Genomic DNA, 19,099 nt, shown 5'->3' with positions numbered 1-19,099 from the left:
ATTAATGTAATTCTGGCCAAGTATCACCGTTTTCGGCAATTAAATCATCTAATAGTTCTTTGGCAACTTGTGCGCTTGGAACCGTTTTGGACAAGGTCAAGGCTTGCCACATCTTTTGATAGCTGTTTTCCACGTAGGCTTCGACCACTAATTTTTCAACCGTGACCTGCTGGAACATCAATGCCTGTTGGAAAGCAGGGATTTGTCCTTGTGCTAATGCTTCCGGTCCATCTGTTCCGACGATACATGGGACTTCCACCATAGCATCATCTGGAAAATTGGCGATCGCACCATTATTTTCTACGATCATCACCATTCGTTCATGGGTATTGAAGGCGATCGCACGCGCTAGATCGACGATAAAGGTCGCGTGAGCATCAATGTCAAAGGCAATCCCTTCTGCTGAACCATTTTCGATGATTTGGCGCGCATGATCAAAAACATTCTTCTCCCGACCCTGCATCACTTCATTCGCCCGTGTAAATTCTGGATGATCCTTCATGTGTTCAAAGACATAATCTGGATACAAGTAGTATTTTAAATAAGTATTTGGCAAGTACTCTGGCGTTACCGCTAAAATATCTTTTGCTTTCTTATGTGTTTCCTGCCAGCTGGGATCTGTATGCTGGGTGTCTACTTCGATTTGAGTCAAATAACCATGTTCAGAAACATAGTCGCGAATCTGATCAATATATTCATGACCTTCCTTGTCCTTGACGCTGGTCCACCAACCGAAATGATTTAGACCAAAGTAGCGTACTTCTAATTCTTCTGGTGTTTTTCCTACGATCTGTGACATCCGGCGTAACGTTCCTACAGGCATATCGCAAATATTCAGTACTTTGGAATCTGGCCGCAGCACGCGACACGCCTCTGCGACAATGGCTGCCGGGTTAGAATAATTCAACATCCAACAGTCTGGTGAATATTTTTCCATATAATCAATGATCTCCAACATTCCTGTGATACTGCGCATACCGTATGCGATTCCGCCTGGTCCGCAGGTCTCTTGTCCAAAGACTCCGTGTCGCAATGGAACTTTTTCATCCTTTTCACGCATCGCATATTTGCCGACACGAATATGCGCCATACAAAAATCAACATCTGTAAATGCCGTTTCCGGATCAGTCGTATATAAGAATTCAATCTCTGGTGCTTGTTCCTTCAATAAAATTTCTAGGGCTTCGCCTAAAATGCCTTGCCGATCTCCATCATTGTCATATAATTTCAATGTTCTTAATGGAAAACGATCCAGATTATCTAACATCATCATGACGATCCCTGGAGTAAACGTACTCCCGCCGCCAGCAATTACTACTGAGAATTTCTTCATAACTATTCGTCTCCTCCACTATCTCTACCTAAATATTTTTCAAGCTTTTCTCGTACTTGCGGTACAGTCAGACCGTAAACCACATGCACATTTTCACCGTTGCTGATGACACCTTTTGCTTGGGTTTGATTTTTCAGCAAGCCTTCATTTACTAAAGCTGGATTTTCCAACTTTAAGCGCAAACGTGTATAACAATTATCGATTGTTTTGATATTTTCGGCGCCGCCTAATCCCTCAACAATTATTCCTGATAATTCATCATCCGAAGTTGGGGCTGCCAATGCGCCATCAGCAGGTCCTGCCGTCTTTTTCTCGTTATACTCTTTTTTCGAATAAAGCTTCGTCTCTTGATCACTATCTTCTCGTCCCACTGTTTTAAAATTGAATTTAACGATTAAGAAGCGGAAGATAAAATAATAGATAAAGAAGAAGGCAACACCGACTAAAAGATAAATCGGCCATCGTGTCTTTTCTGTTCCTAATGGAATGTTGTACAGCAGAAAGTCGATAAACCCATTCGGACCGATCGCCCGCGAACCAAAAATATTCAAGGCAACCATACTCAACCCGCTTAACGCTGAATGAATCACGAATAATGCCGGTGCTACAAACATAAATGAAAATTCAATCGGTTCAGTCACTCCAGCGATAAATGAGGTCACTACTGCTGGAATCAAAATAGCTTTTACTTTAAATTTATTTTCTGGTTTAGCCGTTTGGTACATCGCCAAACAAGCCCCAATCAAACCAAACATCTTTGAAATTCCTCGTGCATCCCAGATGACACTTTGTGATAAAACTTTAACCGCTGGATCAGCAATTTCCGCAAAATAAATATTTCGCGCCCCTTCAAATACCTGCCCGCCGACTTCTGCCACACCGCCAAGTGAAGTATATAAAAACGGTGTATATATCAAATGATGCAATCCAGTTGGGATCAATAATCGTTCCAATGAACCATAAAGGAAGATACCAAAGTTTCCTGTCCTTTGGATTACACCGCCCAACCCGTCAATTCCTTGCTGAATGACTGGCCAGATAAATGAAAGTGCAATAGCCGCCAGCACTAATACTAGAATCAACACGATAAAGACAAATCGTGCACCGCCGTATACTTGAAAAGCATTGTTGAATGTCGTATCAATAAAACGATTATGGATCACTGCAACGACGATCCCAAGAATAATTCCTAGAAAGACCCCCATGTCCAAGACTTGAACCCCAAGAACTAATTCCTGCCCTGAACCCTGCAGCTGATCCGGAGCAACCAGCATATCTCGCAGCTCCATAAATTTGTTCATCGCGTATAAGAACACTAAATAACCAAGTAAAGCAGTAAAGGCCGCCTCCGCTTTTTTCTTATTTGCCAATCCTAGAGCAATACCCACACAGAAAATGACTCCTAAATTTGTTAAAACTGGTAATAAGGCCGCGGATAAAATACTGCCAAAACCCATCGTGATCGGATTATCTAAAAAGCCGAACATCTCGATCAATCGCGGATTAGTAAAAACGTTTCCAATTGCAATCAAGATACCTGCTATCGGCAAGATCAACACAGGCACGAACATTGCTTTAGAAAATTTTTGCATGCTATCCATGATTTTTGCTTTCATCATTCTATCTCCTTCTTTTTGTGATGTGTTCAGTATACGGGGCACACTTGCAAAAATAAATGGATACCGCTTACAACTCAACTGGTTTCATGATTTGAAATATGTTTCATAGATAAGATAAAAAAATGAGCCTCCTAAAATAGGAAGCTCATTAAACTATATCTATTTTGAAATCCGTATCAGACCACCACATCGATGGATTCGTCTATAGTTTCTTCTTTTGTTTTCTTTTTGTCTTTCGTTCGTTTGCCGCGATTTACGATTGCCACCTGCATGACGATACAAAGGAGCATCAATAACCCGACAAAAATCTTCGTCCACCACGAGCTGAGGGTTCCTTGAAAATCAACCATCGTACGAATCACACCCGTAATTAAGACACCTATCACCGGTCCAATCAAGGAGCCGACACCACCAGTCAATAACACCCCGCCGATTACACAAGCAGCGATAGCGTCCATTTCTAACCCCTGAGCATGCAAGCCATAGCCTGATAACGTGTAAAAGCTGAACATCACACCAGCCAATGACGATCCAAACCCACTTAAAGAATAAATCATAATTCTCGTGCGATCCACCGGCAGCCCCATCAAGATGGCCGACTGCATGTTGCCGCCGATGGCAAAAACGGTCCGGCCAAATTGGGTATATTTTGACACATAGATACAGGCAAGTACGAAGACGATCGCAACCAGCACATTCAGCGAAATAAAGTAACCCGGCAGCAAGTAGATTTTAAATTGCGACAGCTTATAAAACGTATCATCCGTAATCGGAATCGACTCGATCGAGATCAGATAGCAGACACCGCGAGCAAAAAACATTCCGGCAAGCGTTACGATCCAAGGATGCATCTTGAAATATTGGATAAGAAAGCCTTGAACTGTTCCAAACGCAATACCAATTAATAAGCAAAGGACAATTACGATAAAAGCATTCAGACCTTTTTGCAACAAAGCAGCCGCAATCATCGACGTCATTGCGATCACTGCACCGACGGATAAATCAATGCCGCCTGTTAATATTGGAAAACAAATCCCACAAGCCAGCACGATCAGATGGGCATTATTGATAAATAGATTCAAAACAACCCGTAATGATAAGAAGCTAGGATACATCACTGACCCCGCCAAAAACAACAAGAGGAAAATTCCAATGGAGGCCAACAACGGAATATTAAAATTACCAAGCTTAATTTTCAATCGAGACACCTGCCTTTCTTTTCTGCTTCATTGCTGTCGACCATTCTTTCATTTTTTCAGAGGAAAGCAGCACCACAAATATTACCACGATCGCTTTGACTACCATGATCGTCTCTGACGGAATCCCAAAAGTAAAAATAGTTGTCGTCAAGGTTTGGATAAATAGAGCGCCGACTACTGTTCCGCCAAGATAGAATTTCCCGCCATCCATCGACGTGCCTCCCAATACAACTGCTAGAATCGCATCCAGCTCCAACATCAGTCCGTTATTATTTCCATCTGCACTAGAAACATTTGCGCTATCCATCATTCCGCTCAATGCTGCCAGCACACCACAAATTATGTAGCAGATCCATAAAACTTGCCGCGTATTGATCCCTGCATAGCGAGCAGATTGCTCATTAATCCCGACCGATTCGATCGACAGCCCTAACGAAGTCTTTCTTGTCAGCAGATAAACACCCAGAACGATCAATCCCATCAAGATTGCTGGAAAAGGGATTCCTAAAAAATAGCCTCGGCCAATAAATGAATAGGATGTCTTTCCTAAAGTCAAAATTTCACCGCCGGAGATAATTTGAGCAAACCCGCGACCGACTGTCATCAAGATCAACGTTGCAATCATCGGCTGGATATTCAGCTTAGCTACAAAAAAACCATTCCATATCCCGCAAAGACAGCCCACAATTAGACCTGCTGCAATTGCCGCAACAACCGGAGTCCCAATTGTCAGTAAATAAGCAGCGACCATCGCTCCCAAGGCGTTGACTGAACCGACCGAGATGTCGATGCCTCGAGTGGCGATTACTAAACACATCCCGATAGAAACGATGACCAATGAAGCTCCACGATTTAAGACATCGATCATACTTCCATATAAGTGTCCGTTATTAATCGATAATTTGAAAAAGTTCGGTGAAAATATTAAGTTGAACAGTAAGATCAGTAATAGACCGACTACTGCCCACAGTTCCTTGCGTTTTAACAACCGTTTGAGTTTTTCCATTACGATACCTCCCCGGCAATAGCGCTCATGATATTGTTCTCAGAAATTTGCTCCTCAACCAATTCAGCCACTGAAAGCCGATCTCTTAGCACGATGATCCGATCGCAGCAGCGAACCATTTCCTCATACTCAGAAGAAATGAACAAGAACGACATCCCTTTTCTGGAAAGTGAAAGAATCAGACTTTCAATTTCCCTTTTTGAGCCAATATCGATTCCCCTCGTTGGTTCATCCAAAATTAGAAGCTTAGGATCGGTTACCAGCCAACGAGCCAATAACACTTTTTGCTGGTTCCCGCCTGATAGCTCACCAACTTTTTTATCGGCATCTGGAGTCTTGATGTTCAATAGCTTTATATATCTTTCAGCAATCTCTTGCTGCTCTTTATAACCGATTCGTTTCCAGCCCCGTTTTGCCTGCAAAGACACGATGATATTTTCACGAATACTCAAATCAGCCAAAATCCCTGAGACCTTTCGATCTTCAGAACAAAAGCCGATATTTTCTTTGATAGCCTTTTGCGGGAACATTTTTTTAATATGATCATTATCGATGTAAAGAACACCTTCATCAAACTCTTGTGCCCCAAACAACAGCTCGGCTACCTCGCTTCGCCCAGAACCCAAAAGCCCTGCTAAACCTAAAACCTCGCCTTCACGAATCTTCATGGAGAAATCATTGATCACGCCTTTTTTTGTGACGTTTCGCATTTGAATAAAACTCGTTTGCGGATAATCGGTGGTTTTCCTGAATGCCCGAGAATCCTCATCCTTGAATTCTTGACCAATCATTTTAGTCACCAAGTCGATCTGGCTTAGTTCATTTGCAGGATATTCTCCGATCCAGCGGCCATTTCGCAGGACTGTGATTCGATCAGAAATGGCATAGACTTGATCCAAGAAATGAGTTACGAACAAGATGGCCATCCCATTATTTTTCAACTCGCGAATAATCTCAAATAATTGCTCTACCTCATTGCCGTCCAAACTGGATGTCGGCTCATCTAATATCAAAACCCCGGCCGACATATCTACCGCCCGTGCGATTGCAATCATCTGCTGAACCGAAACAGAGTAGCTGTCGAGTGTTTGCGTTACATCTACATCAATCTTCAATGTTTCTAACAGCTTCTTGGCATCCTCATTCATTTTCTTCCAGTCAATCTTGCCCAGCTTCTTCGGTTGTCGACCAATATAAATATTTTCTGCTACCGTTAGATTTGGACACAAATTGATTTCTTGATAAACCGTACTAATGCCGGTCTCTTGTGCTTCTTGCGGTGTCTGCGGTTCGATTTCTTGATTATTCAGTACAATCGTTCCGCTGGTTTTAGGATAGACGCCGGTCATTACCTTGATCATGGTAGATTTTCCGGCACCATTTTCGCCCATTAACGCATGTACCTCACCTTTACGAAGCTTGAGCTTTACATCATCTAATGCCTTTACCCCGGGAAATTCTTTCGAAATATGCTCGAGGGAAAGGATCACTTCATTTTCCATGTAGGGATTCCTCCTTTTATCGCGATCCATAAAGTTTAAAAAAGGAATAGAGCGACCTCTATTCCTTTTTTAAGTATTAGTAAGGTCTTGGTAGGTTTTCTTCTGCGTTCTTACTATCAAAGATACCGTTTTCGACAAATACTTCCTTCTTAACTTTTTCGCCTTTGGCTAATTTTTTAGCTGTTTCGATGATGTCTTCTCCGTATAACGGGCTGCACTCAACCACACAATTGATCTTTCCATCGACAACTTGTTCCAATGCATCGTTAGTTCCATCGAAGGAAATGACTGTAATATCTTTACCAGGTGCTTTTCCTACCTCTTCGATTGCTTGAATTGCCCCCATTGCCATATCATCATTTTCTGAGAAGAGTACATCAATGTTATCACCATTCGATTTCATAAAGGCTTCCATTACTTCTTTGCCTTCCGCACGAGTGAAGTTTCCAGACTGTTGTTCAATGATTTTCCAGTTTTTGTGTTTCTTGACTCCTTCAGTAATTCCAGCCGTACGTCCAACTTGCGCAGAAGATCCGGTGGTCCCTTGCAGATGGGCGATATTCAATGCATCGCTTTCTTTGTCCGTTTCCTTCAACTGGTCTTCTAGCCATTTAATTCCTCTTTCACCTTCATCTTTAGAGTCGGTTCCGATCCAAGCGCTGTACAAGTCGTCGATCTTCTTGCCTTTCATCTTCCGGTCAACGATCAATACAGGAATATTCGCATCCTTCGCTTCTGTCAAAACAGTTTCCCAGCCAGTTTCCACAACCGGAGCCACTGCGATTACGTCTACACCTTGTTGAATGAAATTACGAATAGCTGAAATTTGGTTTTCTTGTTTTTGCTGTGCATCAGAGAATTTTAAATTGACGTTTGGATCATTTTTCGCCGCATCTTGAACTGATTTCGTATTGGCCGTCCTCCACTGACTTTCAGCACCTAATTGAGAAAAACCGATAGTAATTTTTTTGTCTTTCCCCTTTTTAGCACTAGAGCCATCTGTAGAACCGCCACCTCCACCACAACCCGCTAACAATGTAGCAACTAATGTAAGTGACAAGAACGCGCTGACCAAATTTTTCTTTTTCATCATTTTCCCTCGCTTCTTCTTTTGATGAGTTAATCATAAAGCGGAATTGAAAACGCTGCCACGGATCATTTATGCTAATTTCCTTTAAATATTTCAGACTTTTCCCTAAACTAAAAAATAAACGTCAAAGAACCTTGATTATTTTTAGATAGTTCCTTAAAAAAATTTCGATTTGCTATCTTTGGTATATTTTTTTTCATACAATATAGGTAAGAATAGTTGAGGATTTGAGGGGAAGAAAAATGAAAAGGGTTTCGTTTTTAATAGTACTGCTTTTACTGCTTACTAGCTGCTCTGCTGGAAAATCCAAGTCAGGTACAGATAAGAAACAATACGTGATCGGTTTTTCTCAGATCGGCGCGGAAAGTTCTTGGCGGGAACGTAATACCGAATCGGTCCTAGATGCAGGAAAAAAGGCCGATTATAAGATCCTTTATAAAAATGCCAATCAAAGCCAAGCAGAGCAAATCAAGGACGTGCGTTCCTTCATCGCTTCACGCGTTGACTTGATTATTTTGACCCCCATTGTGGAGACTGGATGGAAGCACGTCTTAGAAGAAGCTGCCGCTGCTGACATTCCGGTTGTTATTAATGATCGGCTGATTTCAGAGGAGGATTCTCACCTTTATCAAACATTTGTTGGTCCGAATGTTCCTATTCAAGGAATTCAAACAGCCGATTTTCTAAAAAAGAAATTTAAAAATGTTCCTGCACCGATCAATATCGTCGAAATCCAAGGAAGCAAAGATGCTTCACCAGCCATCAGCCGGCATGCTGGTTTACTAGAAGGTATAAAGGATGATACTCGTTTTCAAATGATCGCTTCCGTTCATGGCGACTTTATGCTCTCCAAAGGTCGTGAGGCAATTAAGAATGTGGCTAAATCTCATGATCTTCGACAAGTGGATGTGATTTACTGTCACAATGATGATATGACCGACGGCGTAGTCTCCTATTTAGAAGAAACAGATATCAAACCGGGAAAAGACATTATTATTTGCAGTGTTGACGGGCAGCAAAGTGCGATTAATCTGCTAAAGGCTGGGAAGATCAACTGCGTAATCGAATGTGATCCAAATATGGGTGAAATGCTTTTTGAGGTCGTAACTGCTGTATTGGAAGGAAAAGACGTTCCCAAAGAAAACTTTACTACCGGAAGGATTTTTTCTGAGTTTTCTGAGTTGAATAAAATTGAGGAACGAGGGTATTGAGCATGAAACGGATAAGTATCGGAAACACTTTAAACTTTCATTATAAGCTGGTGATCCTCTTAGTCATTTTACCAATGGTATTCATCAGTGTTTTCTTCATGGTCAATATTTTTCAATATCGGAAATCAATTGAGAACGTCAACTATGTCAACAAGTTGAATTCTGAAATGGCTACAAAAATCGACAACTCGGTTTTTTATTTGATTACCGGAAAACCCACAAAAATGCAGGACCCCGCTGAATTGATTCTTTATTATCACAAAAAACTGGACACCTTGAAGACCAGCTCTTCTTCCGTCAATCAGCAGCAGACCTTAGATGTGGCAAAACGCATATTAGATACTGATCGCCATTATGTGAATACGATCAAAGATAATATCGCCACAGAAAAGCCGATCAGTGAGAGTGAAGCGATCCTAGTCGAAATTCGCAACGTCAATGTTCTATTAAAAGACACCTTGCAGGAATTTGTGACGGGCGAGATCAATCTCTCAAATAAAAAGAGCAATCAGATTTTTCAAACGATTATTATTTTGCTGTTTTTAGAACTCTGTTTAGTCGTCATTCTCATTCTTATTATCAGCCGAAATAAAAAAGATTTAACTGCCCGAATACAGACACCTATGGACAAAATTCTAACTTCCCTCTCTGAAGTTTCTAAAGGAAACTGGGATACTCAGGTGGAAAGCTCTGAAATCATTGAGTTTGATCTTTTATCGACTGAGGTCAATCAAATGACCACTCAGATCAAAGCGCTAATAGAGCAAAACGAACGTAAACAACAAGCGATTGCCAAAGCCGAATTGAAAGCTTTGCAGGCCCAAATAACGCCCCATTTTATTTACAACAGCTTAGATGCGATCATCACCTTATCCGAATTAGATGAACCGGAACGGGTGGTCGAAACAACACTAGCCTTATCGAATTTTTTTAAGCTGACACTAAACAATGGCAAAGATTGGGTAACCGTCCAACAAGAAATCGAACATGTCAAAAGCTATCTGCAGATTTTAAAAACTCGCTATGGCTCGATTTTAGAGTATCAGCTTATGATTGATCCTTCGATCGAGAACATAAAAATGCTAAAAATGATTTTACAGCCGCTCGTTGAAAATGCCATGTATCACGGGATCAAACACAGCCGCCGACGCGGAGTCATCGAAATTCGCGGAACACAGCAAAATCAAATGCTGATCTTTGAAGTCGCAGATAACGGCAGCGGGATGTCCCCTCAGCAAGTGGCTGAGCTGCAGAAAAATATTCAAGAGCTCGATCCTACTGGTGTATCTGGCGGTTATGGTCTCTATAATGTTTATCGCAGATTGCGGCTTTACTTTGGCGCAGCGGCTGAGCTGCGAATAGCTAGTCAAGAAAATCAAGGAACAACAGTTACGATCATGCTGCCGATTCGAGATGATGCGTTTTTAGAAACGGAGGAAGAAGATGCTTAAAGTGTTTATCGCTGAAGACGAGGAGATCATTCGTTTATCGTTACGTAAACAACTTGCGAAATTGGAAAAGGAAGGCACTGTTCAATTTATTGGTGAAGCCAGCGATGGTGATATGGCTCTTTCCATGATGCAGGAGTTGAAACCCGATCTGCTTTTGACAGATATTCGCATGCCCTTTATGAACGGATTGGACCTTGCTCGTTATGCTAAAGAAATGCTGCCGTGGCTTCATGTGATCATCATTAGCGGTTACGATGATTTTGCCTACTCTCAAGAAGCTATCGCCATTGGTGTTGATTCCTACATCACTAAGCCTGTAACTACCATTGAGCTGATCGATGCTATCAAAACTTCACAAAAGCGAATTCAGCAAGAACGCGAGCGGCAGAATCAGCCAGATCAAAAAAATAAGCTCATGCATTTTGAATACTACAAGGAACACTTTTTCCATCATTTAGAAAAAAACGGCTACGACCCTAGTGAATTGATCGAACGTCAGGAGAAGCTCAACTTCAATCTATTGGGACAGTATCTAACGGTCATCTATATCAAATTGCCGCAACAGCATTTAAATGAACAAAGCTATCAGCATCTTGTTCTTCGTTTAAATGAAGTCTTTGACTCAGATAAAAATGTCCTGCCAGTGGTCTATGATACCCTTACTATCAAGTGTTTGGTTAGTGGTGCAAGCGAAGGCAAATCAATGGATAAAGCCTATTATGCGGCAGATATTCTAAAATATGAACTGCTAAGCATGGAGGAAACTGCTTTTGTTATCGCGATTGGCAATACCTCTAATCGTTTGACCGAGCTTCGCAACAATCTATTATTGACCCAACAATTTGCGCTTGAAAGTCTCGAACCCTTCAACGGGAAAATTATTCAGCGAGCAGACACACTAAATGTCGCAGATGCTGGTTTTGTCCTACCCGATAAAACAGTCTTAAATCTCAATCAGCAAGAATTTCAAGTAACCGAATTAATCAATACGATCTTACAGAGCTTAGAAACTGAGAATGGCTTCTCCTCCTCTTCGGCCTATCAAACGACCCAATACTTGATGAAATTCTTAGAAAAATTGAACACCAATCAAGGTCGAAAAGTTTTGGCAGAATACCAAGAAGCTGATTTAGTTTTAATCAGCAAAACACCTTCAGTTTTTCGGCTGCTCCTTGAAGTATTGCTGACGGCGATCAAAAATGGGCTAAAAGAAAAAAGCTATCAGAAAAAAGAACAGGAGCATCCTGTCGTAACAGCTGTCTACAAAGAGATCTTGGAAAACTACTCGGACCCGAATTTATCCTTACAAGTAGTTGCCGATAACGCAGGAGTTAGCCAAACATATCTAAGTACCCTTTTTTCTCAGTCAAAAGGAAAAAACTTCATTGATGCATTAACTGAGATTCGCCTAGATCACGCAAAGGAGCTGCTGAGAGAAACAGATCTGCTAATCACTGCGATTGCCTTTGAGATTGGCTATAATGACCCCAACTATTTCAGCTATCTCTTCAAAAAGAAAATCGGCGTTTCCCCAAAAGCCTTTCGCAATTCGCAAAATAAATAAACCTAAGAAGAAAATCAAGTTCTTCTTAGGTTTATTTTTCTGCAATTTTCCAACATCCGTCAAATTCTTAAACACTTATATTTCCATATAAAGAGTGCCTGAACCTCGACTAATTTAAAAATCATCGCATCCGTTAGAAAATGAAACGTTTCATGTAGCATCCAGCTCCTGAAAAAACTGAATCATACTTTCTCTAATTTTTTGAATTATCCTATTATCACGTTGGTTTTTGAGTGTTCGAATGTATAGTATCCTCTTTAAAGGCTGTTCTAGTGAGACAAGCTGGACTTCATTATCTTGTAATTTCCATGTTTTTCTAGGAACCAAGGCTATCCCCATTCCTCGATTAATCATATCTCTGTACAATGACGGATTATCAACTTCATAACTAATTCGGGCTTTTTTGACATGCTTAATAAAGTAGTCATCCATTGATTGTCTCAACTCATATTCCTTCGTTAAGCTGATCATCGGGATATTTTCGAGAGCAGTCAGGGAAAGTGGCGAGTCAAATAATTCCTTATCGTAAAGATACTTTGGAACCGCTAGTAAACACTCCTCTTCTAACACCACCTGACTGTCATACAGAGGGATGGCTGTTGGTATGGAGGATAGCACTATTTCTGCTTTTTCATTTTGTTTATTTTGAGTAAAATTTAAGGCTGAGGGAACTTGACAGGTTTCGATCCGCTCTAACAACTCCGTAAAATAAGAGGAGGCCACCTGCAATGAAATATTGATAGGCGCAATGTCATTCGTTTCACTGACTTCTCTTTTAGCCTCTTCCCAAAAATCAATAATCTGACAACAACGCCCTTGAAAAATTTTTCCTTTATCATTTAACGCAATCTTATTCCCAAATCGTTTAAAAAGCGGCACACCTATTTCAGTTTCTAATAAACGTATCGTTTTCGTCAATGTCGGTTGACTGATTTTTAATTCTTTTGCTGCCTTTGTTAAATTTTCGAATTTTGCTGCTGAACGAAAATAGTATAGTTTCGTTAAAAGCATACATCATTCCTCCTTAACCTTCTTCCTTCATAGTAGTCTATCCAATTAAAACTATCCACAGCCTGTCTCTTATACACATCTAGATGTGTATAAGAGACAGCTCGTCCATCTCCATGAGCGTCATGATTCCATCTTCGATACCCAATTCGATTTCTTTTCTGATTTCCGGCATATCCGAAGCCTTTACTTCACCTGCCGCTATCAAAAACTGATAAAACTTCTTCAGTGATGTCCCAGCTTTTTTAATCGCACTTTCGCTGATCCAAATATTTTTACGCGCACCCCAACTGAAGAAGTCGCTAATAATCGAAAAAGTAGAGACCGCTAAATCAAAGCCATAAAAAATCAAATAGTTATTTAAATAGTCTTCCACATTAGCTAGATGACGATTCACTGTCTTTTTAGTTAATTTTTCAGACTGCTCAAGGTAGTGTTGAAAAGCCGTTAAAATCAATCGATTGTTCGCAAACGCCGCTTCGAAATCATCTTCAGTAAAATCTGTTACATTGTAATCAGACAAACTTCGCCAATTCCTTTCTACCACGTACTCTTTCTCCACTTCTTCTTGAGAAACTTCATGAAGAACCAACGGCTCATTAAAAGCCGCTTTCAAGGTATCAAGTGGACATTCTTCTTTATAGAAACTATTTGCTAGGTAAAGGCTGGTCTTGGTGTCTATTAAAGTTGTAAAATCAAATCTACTGTGATACTCCATTGACGCGACCATATTATTCATGACCCCATTAACAACCCGATTGTATCCTGCATTCACCTCTATCCTCCCGGCTAAATCAAGATATTCCTCAATTTTTTTTGAAGGAATTTCTGCTGCATGAAATACTTCTGTGATTGCTTCTGGAATTATTTCATTCAACTGCTTTTTAAGCTTAGCATCGATACCTATTAAAACGAGCGGAAAATAAGTCAGATCATTGACCAATAGTAAAATCTTTTTTCGTCGAACATTAAAATAATTGGCATGCCAAGAAAACAGCGAATTATTACTTGAAAAATCCCGCGCAATTTTTTTATCGGAAACCTCTGATAAATAACTAAATAATGGTAATGCCTTTTTCGTTGGATTGATGATCATTTTTCGCACCTGCCTAATTCTCATTCTTTGAACAAGTATAGCAAAAAGATTACGAGAATACTCTTAAGATGAAAACAAAAAAAAGAGCTGCACATAAAAAGCAGCCCGCTAAAGTGTAAAATGGACCCTAGATAATGGACACTGATAAAAAAACGTCAGTTGATCCTATTATCTAGGATCTTTTTGTCGTACAATCAAACAAATGAGGTGTGACTATGGGTGTCAATTACTTTACCAATGAACAAGTTGAAGAACTTCGGTGTAATCCTTATGTAGACAATGTTTCTGCTAAAGCTATTACTTATTCGGAAGAATTTAAACAACATTTTATCGAAGAAAATGCACAAGGGAAATTGCCCACCCAAATTTTTAGAGAAGCCGGATTCGATCCAAAGGTTCTTGGAAAAATGCGGATTGATAATTTTGTCAGACGGGCACGAAAAATGAATGATCGAGTCGAAGGATTCACTGATTTGCGCAGCCTTTCTTCCGGTCGTCCTCGAACCAAAGACCGGTCAACAGAAGAAGAAATCGCGTACCTTCGTCATCAAGTTGCGCTACAAAAGCAACAGATCGAAGCACTAAAAAAAACGAATTCTATCAATCGCAAGGCTGCCCAAGCTTCACGCAAGAAAAATTCCAACTCATCCAAACATTAACTACTCGAGACAACAATCTGTTAAACATCACGTGGCTATGCGAAATCTCCCAAGTATCGCGCTCTGGGTACTATTCATGGAAAAAGAATCAAGAACAACGCGATCAAAGAGACGTCAAAGACCAAGCAGATTTTGAATGGATTTTGAAGGCCTATCAAAAACGCAATAAAAACAAAGGCTCACGTGGAATCCACATGACCCTACTCCATATGGGGATTTTGATGAATCGAAAAAAGGTTCAACGTTTGATGCGAAAATTCAACTTATTCTGTCCAATTCGAAAGCCCAATCCTTATAAACGAATGGCAAGAGCCAAACAAGAAGCCGCAACGAAGCCCAACCTTTTAAAGCGTGACTTCAAAGCCAACGGTCCTCGAAGTTCTTTACTAACAGACATCACCTATCTCTTTTACGGAAGAGGGAAGAAGGCTTATTTATCCACAATTAAAGATTCTTTTACCAATCAAATCCTTTCTTATGTCCTCAGCGATTCGCTGGAGGTTGATTTTGTGCTGGAGACATTGAATCGATTGTTTGAAAATCATGAGATTCCTAAAAATAAGAAGACCTTGATCCATTCTGATCAGGGTCTTCACTATACAAGTATAAAATTTCAATCATTAGTCAGCGATTATGAACTTAGACAATCCATGTCTCGCCGCGGAAATTGTTGGGATAACGCGCCGCAGGAATCCTTTTCCGGCCATATGAAAGATGAATTACCCGATCTGCATCAGTTAAATTCCTTTCAACAGCTTCAAGAAGCCCTCGATGATTATATGGATTATTACAATAATGAGCGCTATCAATGGAATCTCGCAAAGCTTTCACCGAATCAGTATGATGAGTTCATCAAAACGGGAGAGTATCCGTTGAAAAATCTAGTGACCACATCTGAACTCCCAATGGTTCATCTGTCATAAAACACAGAAAAAACTAACGGTTCAGTACTTGAAAAGATCGTCCTATTCTTTCTGGATGACAAGAACCCGCACTCTATTTGAGTGCGGGGCTGTTCGTGCCGTCAGTCCTCCTATGAGCGAATCATAGATAGAAATCAACAGGATTTATACAGTTTTTTATTAACTGTCCTTGACATGGGGTCCGCTTTAGTGTTTATATAAAATCTTGATTGTTTGCCTTAAACAATTTCATTACTCTGATAGGATAAGCAAAGCTCATCGATCCACTTAAATAGTTCCGCCAGATCATAATCCCCACAATGATAGATCCCCCAAGGCAATTCGAAATCTACATCGTATCCTTTGTTTTTAAGCAAGGTTGCTAAAATCACCGGAATCGCCAGCGACGTGTCCCGATCAAATGAGCCGTGGCGAATACGCCAGTGTTTTGCTATATCTGCTTTGTTTTCACGAATATACACGGTCGGATTCAACAGCCTGATCGTCATATCATCCGCAAGCTCTGCTTCTGGCACTCTGCTGTGTTCCATCGAAAAAGCAGTAAAGTGTCGACTGTCTATTACCTCATTCCCAAATTCTTCATTCTCAGGACTGGTTAAATCTACTGCATCAAAAGCCGGTGCAGCCTTCATCCGAGTAATCTTTGTCACAAAAGTATCCCAATCCAAATCAGTTACGTGATTGTTCGCAACTGTAAGATAGCTCTGTGTGTCAATCTCACTGCCATCCATCATCCAGCGGGTACGGAGCGATTCATTCTCATGTGTCTGCAATTCTTTATTAGCAGAAGCAAGCAGCTCTTCCTTTACGAACTCTTTAAAGCTGCCTTCTCCGTCTTCATCTAGCGTTAAAATTTCTCCAGCTTCATCTGTCAGTCCAAGACTATTCACATATGCGGGAAATAAAGCTTTTAACGATCTCGATAACGCCAGCTGCTGATCCGTCATCTGTCCATCATCGGGAATTCGGATAATGCCGTTGTCCGTTCGCAGGTGCTTGGTGCGATAATAATCCTTCTGTCCTGAAAAAAGCCATTCATAGGCACTATCTGCATTCTCAAGATTATGAATAGGACAATAACTGCTAACAGCAAAAATATCATCCCGTTCATCTGCTGCTCCGATCTCGGCCAAATACGAATCATAATCTGGGCTATTTCCGGTGGCTCCTGCCAGTGTTGAAAGTGCGCCACCCGCACTGGTTCCATTGGTGATAATGCGTTCCGTATCACCTGGGATCAAATGCCTATTGTAGCGAAGATAGCGAATCGCTGCCTTATAATCTACAATCAATGCTGGAGCACGCCCCACCATATGACCAGTTGCTTCTATATACTCTTCTTCCTTACTACCTTCAAAATAATCAGCCGTAATTCTGCCAGAGGTACGACCACGCACACCCGCACTGACTACCACATATCCATGCTCCAACGCTAGAAAGATTGAATTCACGTTTTTTGAATATCTATCCTCTCCAGGCTCATCGACTGGTCCAGGAAGATACCCTCCAACTGTATTAGGCATAAAAATTGGTGCACTCGATCGATCATAAGCCCCAATGGCTAATCCATGATAATAGTCCTCCGGCACATAGATACTCAATTTTTGAATCAAATCGACTGGCTTCTCACAATAACTGAGATTTTCGAAAGCTCGATAGGTTATTTTCCGGCCCCCTTGTTCACAGGTCTTGATGACATACTGCTCAGTTGGAAGCCGCAGTTTATCTGACATTCCATTTCCTCCCTATTAATTACAACAACATAGTGTAAGGTATAACAGGATGCCAAGAACTATCTAGGCATCCTGTGTTTTTACTGTTCTACTTGACCAAGAACCTGAGTCGCCTCTTCATCGTTGTAAACTAAAATCGTCGCAATAATTGTAAAGATCGCACCAAACGCAATTCCGATACAATATTTCACGATATCTTGAACGCCGCTGCCGCCAGCATAGTTTAAAATGCCGAAGAGTCCGCTTCCGCCAAACATATACATCTTTGTTCCCAGCGCACCGATAATTGCTCCGCCGATGCAGCCGCCAATGATATTGATTAAGAATAATTTTTTGATCGGAATTAAAACAGAGTACATCAATGGTTCCCCAACTCCGCAAATCTGTGAAATCGTTGCAGGTATTGCAAGATCGCGAACCTTTTGATTTTTACGACATGCCCAGCAAATTGCTAAACCTTGAAACACGCCAATCATCGGACCAATACCGCCACAGGCCATAATATTATCAAAACCATTTAACGCGATTAACTGCAGCGCCATACCAATAATGACCCAATGCAGACCAAAGAGTACTAATACTCCGAATCCGCCGCCAAGTATAGCACCAGCAATTACTCCGCCGACAACCGGTATGTTGAATAATGCGTCGATAACAATAGAAATCACACCACAGACAGCATTCAACACAGGGCCAATAACAATGTAGGCTAAAACAATGGTGATAATCAACGTAATAATCGGCGTCAAAACACCACGAATGGCCTCTGGAATTGTTTTTTTACACCATTTTTCAATTTTAGATGCTAAATACACCGCAAGAATCACCGGGAATACGCTAGACGTGTAACCTGCGCCCGGCATAATGATCGGGATTCCAAAAAAGGTATTATAATACGTCATTTCAAAAGCGGAACCTGCAAACAACGCATGAGAAACATCAAAAGCTTCGGCAATATTAACCATCCCCGGATAAACCAAAGCAGCACCAATCGCAGCACCAATGAATTCATTACAGTTAAATTTCCGAGCAGCGGTGAAGCCCAGCATGATAGGCAAGAAATAGAAGAAGCCATCTCCCAAAGCATAAAGCAGCATATAAACTCCACTGCTGGTACTAAGGACACCGATATTATCTAGTGCTAAAAAGGCCACAACACCTTTTGTAATACCTGCGGCTGTAAGTACCCCCAAGGTAGGAACCAAGATACCGGAAATAGTTCCCATTAAGGTGTTGAGTATCCCCTTCTTGTTCTCCTCTGCCGTTGATTCATCAGCCGCCACCTCGCCGTTGCCGGCAATATCATATTTTGAAATAATTGCATCATAAATTCCGCTGACTTTATTTCCGACAACAACTTGCAGCTGCCCGCCAGAATCTAAAACGGTTAAAACATATTCAGTTTTTGAAAGTCTTTCTTTATCGGCCTTGCTAGTATCCTTGAGAACAAAGCGAAGACGTGTGATACAATGAGTAAGGGATTGAACATTTTCCTTCCCGCCAACAAGCTCCATAATTTTGCCTGCAACAGCATCGTATTTCCCAGCCATTTTATTAACCTCCATAAAGTAATTTTTAGGTATGATAGATAACGCTTAACAACTGAGTTTCTGGATGGCCATCCTTACTAAATCATGTTGATAACTTGATTATAGGAACATCCGCTTGTTATGTAAATGCTTTCTGGAGTTTAGGCTATTCCTTG

The 19,099-nt window shown here is 41.0% G+C and carries 14 protein-coding genes and 1 pseudogene; 5 read left to right on the top strand and 10 right to left on the bottom strand.

The window, feature by feature from the left end; all coding sequences use genetic code 11:
• Position 1: 1 nt before the first annotated feature.
• The 6 genes from A5875_RS03305 to A5875_RS03280 form a co-directional block, all read right to left on the bottom strand.
• Complete coding sequence (locus A5875_RS03305) at positions 2-1,333, bottom strand: 6-phospho-alpha-glucosidase (protein ID WP_088932280.1); 1,332 nt, start codon at positions 1,331-1,333, stop codon at positions 2-4.
• A 2-nt stretch (positions 1,334-1,335) separates the two neighbouring features.
• Positions 1,336-2,949, bottom strand: a complete 1,614-nt coding sequence (locus A5875_RS03300; protein WP_088932279.1) for a PTS transporter subunit EIIC — start codon at positions 2,947-2,949, stop codon at positions 1,336-1,338.
• A 179-nt stretch (positions 2,950-3,128) separates the two neighbouring features.
• On the bottom strand, positions 3,129-4,160 hold the full coding sequence (gene yjfF, locus A5875_RS03295) for a galactofuranose ABC transporter, permease protein YjfF (RefSeq protein ID WP_088932278.1): 1,032 nt from the start codon (positions 4,158-4,160) through the stop codon (positions 3,129-3,131).
• Entirely contained in the window at positions 4,141-5,157 is a 1,017-nt protein-coding gene (locus tag A5875_RS03290) for an ABC transporter permease (protein ID WP_088932277.1), read from the bottom strand. Before A5875_RS03290 ends, yjfF begins: the two co-directional genes overlap by 20 nt.
• On the bottom strand, positions 5,157-6,659 hold the full coding sequence (locus A5875_RS03285) for a sugar ABC transporter ATP-binding protein (protein WP_088932276.1): 1,503 nt from the start codon (positions 6,657-6,659) through the stop codon (positions 5,157-5,159). The genes A5875_RS03290 and A5875_RS03285 overlap by 1 nt, the downstream gene beginning before the upstream one ends.
• 76 nt (positions 6,660-6,735) lie before the next feature.
• A complete protein-coding gene (locus tag A5875_RS03280) occupies positions 6,736-7,752 on the bottom strand; it encodes an ABC transporter substrate-binding protein (RefSeq protein WP_254911842.1) in 1,017 nt (338 codons plus the stop codon).
• Between the two features lie 239 nt (positions 7,753-7,991).
• Between A5875_RS03280 and A5875_RS03275 the strand changes: the two genes are divergently transcribed.
• From A5875_RS03275 to A5875_RS03265, 3 genes are read left to right on the top strand one after another with little or no spacing between them, the layout of a single operon-like run.
• Positions 7,992-8,960 carry an ABC transporter substrate-binding protein gene (locus A5875_RS03275; protein WP_088932275.1) on the top strand — a complete coding sequence of 323 codons (969 nt, stop codon included), beginning with the start codon at positions 7,992-7,994 and terminating at the stop codon, positions 8,958-8,960.
• 2 nt (positions 8,961-8,962) lie between these two features.
• On the top strand, positions 8,963-10,411 hold the full coding sequence (locus tag A5875_RS03270) for a sensor histidine kinase (protein ID WP_088932274.1): 1,449 nt from the start codon (positions 8,963-8,965) through the stop codon (positions 10,409-10,411).
• The gene (locus A5875_RS03265; protein WP_088932273.1) at positions 10,404-11,975 is read left to right on the top strand and encodes a response regulator transcription factor; all 1,572 of its coding nucleotides are present in this window, start codon (positions 10,404-10,406) and stop codon (positions 11,973-11,975) included. Before A5875_RS03270 ends, A5875_RS03265 begins: the two co-directional genes overlap by 8 nt.
• Before the next feature lie 150 nt (positions 11,976-12,125).
• Here A5875_RS03265 and A5875_RS03260 read toward each other — a convergent pair whose 3' ends face one another.
• On the bottom strand, positions 12,126-12,986 hold the full coding sequence (locus A5875_RS03260; RefSeq protein ID WP_088932272.1) for a LysR family transcriptional regulator: 861 nt from the start codon (positions 12,984-12,986) through the stop codon (positions 12,126-12,128).
• A gap of 79 nt (positions 12,987-13,065) precedes the next feature.
• Positions 13,066-14,079 (bottom strand): DUF6933 domain-containing protein, encoded by a 1,014-nt coding sequence (locus tag A5875_RS03255; protein WP_088932271.1) that lies wholly within the window; start codon positions 14,077-14,079, stop codon positions 13,066-13,068.
• 215 nt (positions 14,080-14,294) lie between these two features.
• On the opposite strand from A5875_RS03255, the gene A5875_RS03250 reads away from it, so the two are divergent.
• Positions 14,295-14,738, top strand: a complete 444-nt coding sequence (locus tag A5875_RS03250) for an HTH domain-containing protein (protein ID WP_088931732.1) — start codon at positions 14,295-14,297, stop codon at positions 14,736-14,738.
• Positions 14,717-15,661, top strand: a pseudogene (locus A5875_RS03245) (IS3 family transposase); the annotation flags it as partial. The gene A5875_RS03250 and the pseudogene A5875_RS03245, both read left to right, overlap by 22 nt.
• 218 nt (positions 15,662-15,879) lie before the next feature.
• On the opposite strand, the gene A5875_RS03240 reads toward A5875_RS03245, so the two are convergent.
• Together A5875_RS03240 and A5875_RS03235 are read right to left on the bottom strand one after the other, a co-directional pair.
• Entirely contained in the window at positions 15,880-17,394 is a 1,515-nt protein-coding gene (locus tag A5875_RS03240; protein WP_176244611.1) for a subtype B tannase, read from the bottom strand.
• 80 nt (positions 17,395-17,474) lie between these two features.
• Complete coding sequence (locus A5875_RS03235; RefSeq protein ID WP_088932269.1) at positions 17,475-18,944, bottom strand: PTS transporter subunit EIIC; 1,470 nt, start codon at positions 18,942-18,944, stop codon at positions 17,475-17,477.
• Between the last annotated feature and the right edge of the window lie 155 nt (positions 18,945-19,099).

Origin of the sequence: Enterococcus sp. 3H8_DIV0648 (genome assembly GCF_002140655.1) — a bacterium.
Lineage (GTDB): Bacteria > Bacillota > Bacilli > Lactobacillales > Enterococcaceae > Enterococcus_A > Enterococcus_A hulanensis.
This window is presented reverse-complemented; position numbering and strand designations above follow the sequence as displayed.